This is a genomic window from uncultured Amaricoccus sp. (assembly GCF_937858865.1).
GTDB lineage: Bacteria > Pseudomonadota > Alphaproteobacteria > Rhodobacterales > Rhodobacteraceae > Amaricoccus.
The window spans coordinates 1-2,957 of record NZ_CALLYO010000278.1 but is presented as its reverse complement, the minus strand read 5'-3'; the positions used below and the strand labels follow the sequence as shown (position 1 = coordinate 2,957).

Here is a 2,957-nt window from a genome sequence, read left to right as displayed (position 1 = left end):
CACGGCCGCAAATCGTATGGCCGCTTTCCAGCCCCTTTCCGGCCGCATTCCAGTCGGCCCAAGTCGCTGTCAACACAAACGGAATCCCCCTCGACACCGATTCAATCCGCCGGAGGCCGACTGACGCGGGTTCAGGAGAGGCCGCAGCCGGCCAGCGCCTTGCGGATCGCCGCGCCCGAGCCGGCGAGCGGGAAGGTCGCGCTCCCGCCCCGCGCGCTCACCTCGGCCCGGCTGCCGCCCATCAGCGCGCCGAGAAGCGGCGAGTCGGCGGCGGCGTAGAGGATGCCGTTCTCCGCGACGAAGCGCAGGGCGAAGGCCTGCCGGTCGACCCGCAGCGCGACCCCGTCCGCGCGGCCGCCGAGCCCGGCCACCGCGAGGAGCCCCGGCCCGCCGCGCCGGCAGAGGAAGCTCAGCGACTTGCCGGGGATCTCGACGCCGGCGTACCAGCCGCCGCCCCTCGCCCCGCTGCCGGCCGTCCAGGCGGCGCCCGCCGGGACCGCCGCCCTCGGCTTCTCCGCGGCAGGGGGTGCGGCCATGCACAGCCGCTCCACGCATTCCTGATACTGGCGGCTCTCCGCCCCGGGAGAATTGGCGAGGCACTGCCAGACGCAGCGCTGCTCCTCCTCCGGATCCATCTGCGCCCGGGCCGGCAGCGCCCCGGCCAGGAGCAGCATCGCCAGCGCCGCCGCGGCGCAGCCGGCGCCATCCGCGCGTCGTCCCATCGTCCCCCCGCCCGCTCCGTTCCCTCCTGCAGGATGGCGGGCGCCTCGGGGCCGCGCAACCTATTCCTCCGACATGGTTTCCCGGGCCGGAGCCGGGTGCGGCTTCGGCGCGATCGGCGGCCACATCCGCGAGAAGACGCCGTCGTGCCGGACGAGGCCGTGGAACGCCGCCGCCCCCGCGTGCATTGCGATGAGGAGGAGGAGGCAGACGGCCGAAATCCGATGCACGACCGATGCGACGTCGCCGACCGGCTCGACCTTCGGCAGGAGCGGGGCGATGCCGATGGCCTCGAGCGACTCGATCGGAAAGCCGCCGGTCGTCACCCGCACGTAGCCGCTCACCGCCTGCAGGATCAGGAAGCCGTAGAGCGCCGCATGCACGCCGTGCGCCGCCCGCACCTGCCAGGCGGGCACGCTCGCGGGCAGCGGCGGGGCGGGATGGGCCGCCCGCCAGGCGAGCCGCAGCAGCACCACGAGCAGGACGACCGGCCCCAGGCCCTTGTGCAGGATGAAGAGCGGGTCCTGCACCGACCGGGGGATGTCTTGTGTCATCACCACCCCGACCGGTATCATCACCGCCACGAGAAGCACGGTGACCCAGTGGAACAGACGCGAGACGGTGTCGAACCCCATGGCTTCCCCTCTCTGGCGCCCCCCGCCGATACCGTCACTCTAGCGCGAAACCCGGCTTTCCCCAAACCGGCCGCGCTCGCCGGCCCGCGCCGCGGCGGGCTCGCCGCCAGCCTCCTCGTCGGGGCGGCCCTCGCCTGGGCCTTCGCCGCGCTTCCCTTCGCCGCGCCGGCCGCCCTCGCCCTCGGCTTCGGCCTCTACGGGCTCGTCGCCGCGGTGATGCTCGACCGCCTGCTGCCCTTCCATCCGCACGCCGCCTTCGGGCTCGCCAACCTCCTCACCCTGGCCCGCGCCGCCGGCGCCGTCCTCCTCGCCGCGCTCGCCCTCGAGCCGCGCATCCTCGCCGGGGCCGAGGCCTGGTGGGCGCTCGCCGGGGCCGGGGTTCTCCTCGCCCTCGACGGCGTCGACGGCTGGCTCGCCCGCCGCCAGCGCCTCGTCTCGCCCTTCGGCGCCCGCTTCGACATGGAGGTCGACGCGCTCCTCATCCTCGCCCTCGCCGCCCTCGCCCTCGCGCTCGGCAAGGCCGGCCCCTGGGTGCTCGGCATCGGCCTCATGCGCTACGCCTTCCTCCTCGCCGGCCGGCTGCATCCGCCGCTCGCCCGCCCGCTCCCCGCCTCGAACCGCCGCCGCGCCGTCTGCGCGCTGCAGGTCGCCGCCCTCGGCCTCGTCCTCGCGCCGCCGCTCGGCCCACCCTGGTCCGCTGCCGGCGCCGCCGCGGCCTTCGCCGCCCTCGCCGCCGCCTTCGCGATCGACGTGGCGCGCCTCACGCGCCGCGCGGCATGACCCTCGCCGCCGACCCGCTGCGCTGGGCCGGCCTCGCCCGCTCGCTCGTCATCTACCGCGCCCGGCCCTGGCGCATCGCCCGGCTCGCCCGCTTCTACCGCGGCATCCTCGCCCCCGGCGATCTCGCCTTCGACATCGGCGCCCACGCCGGCAACCGCACCCGCGCGCTGCTCCGGGCCGGCGCCCGCGTGGTGGCGCTCGAGCCGCAGCGCCTCTTCTTCGCCTTCCTCGCCCGCGACCTGCCGGCCGCCGTCACCCTGCTGCCGCTCGCCGCCGGCCGCGCCCCGGGAGAGGCCGCCCTCGCCGTCTCGCGGCTGCATCCGACCGTCTCCTCGCTCGCCGCCGGCTTCCCGGCGCGGATGCGCGCGGCGCCCGGCTTCGCGCGCGTGCGCTGGGACGCCGAGGAGACCGTCGCCGTCACCACCCTCGACGCGCTCATCGCCGCCCACGGCCCGCCCCGCTTCGTCAAGATCGACGTCGAGGGCTTCGAGGCCGAGGTCCTCGCCGGCCTCTCCCGCCCGGTGCCCTGGGTCGCCTTCGAGTATCTCCCCGGCGCGCCCGAGACCGCCGCCGTCTGCATCGAGCGCCTCGCCGCCATCGGCCGCTACGAGTTCAACCTCGTCCCCGGCGAGGCGGGCGGCTTCGTCCTCGCCAACTGGCGCGACGCCGCCGCGATCCTGCCCGCCCTCGCCGAAGCGGCGCGCCGCGGCCGCCCGGGCGACGTCTACGCCCGCCTCGCCGGCCATGCCTGACGCCCGCCGCGCGCTGGCGGTTCTCGCCGCCCTCGGCACCCTCCACCTGCTGCTGGTGCTGCCGGCTACC

The 2,957-nt window shown here is 76.4% G+C and carries 4 protein-coding genes; 2 read left to right on the top strand and 2 right to left on the bottom strand.

Annotated features, from left to right (window positions below):
* Positions 1-131 precede the first annotated feature (131 nt).
* The gene (locus Q0112_RS07960; protein WP_297973674.1) at positions 132-722 is read right to left on the bottom strand and encodes a hypothetical protein; all 591 of its coding nucleotides are present in this window, start codon (positions 720-722) and stop codon (positions 132-134) included.
* A 60-nt stretch (positions 723-782) separates the two neighbouring features.
* Positions 783-1,355, bottom strand: a complete 573-nt coding sequence (locus Q0112_RS07955; protein ID WP_297973671.1) for a cytochrome b/b6 domain-containing protein — start codon at positions 1,353-1,355, stop codon at positions 783-785.
* Between Q0112_RS07955 and Q0112_RS07950 the strand changes: the two genes are divergently transcribed.
* Together Q0112_RS07950 and Q0112_RS07945 are read left to right on the top strand one after the other, a co-directional pair.
* Positions 1,323-2,135, top strand: coding sequence for a CDP-alcohol phosphatidyltransferase family protein (locus tag Q0112_RS07950; RefSeq protein WP_297973668.1), 813 nt, complete (start codon positions 1,323-1,325; stop codon positions 2,133-2,135). The genes Q0112_RS07955 and Q0112_RS07950 overlap by 33 nt on opposite strands.
* Entirely contained in the window at positions 2,132-2,887 is a 756-nt protein-coding gene (locus Q0112_RS07945; RefSeq protein WP_297973665.1) for an FkbM family methyltransferase, read from the top strand. The genes Q0112_RS07950 and Q0112_RS07945 overlap by 4 nt, the downstream gene beginning before the upstream one ends.
* The last annotated feature ends 70 nt before the right edge of the window (positions 2,888-2,957 follow it).

Bases quoted from the DNA above. Each gene is read 5' to 3' on its own strand.
- Q0112_RS07960 (WP_297973674.1), bottom strand. From the start codon at position 722: ATGGGACGACGCGCGGATGGCGCCGGCTGCGCCGCGGCGGCGCTGGCG.
- Q0112_RS07955 (WP_297973671.1), bottom strand. From the start codon at position 1,355: ATGGGGTTCGACACCGTCTCGCGTCTGTTCCACTGGGTCACCGTGCTT.
- Q0112_RS07945 (WP_297973665.1), top strand. From the start codon at position 2,132: ATGACCCTCGCCGCCGACCCGCTGCGCTGGGCCGGCCTCGCCCGCTCG.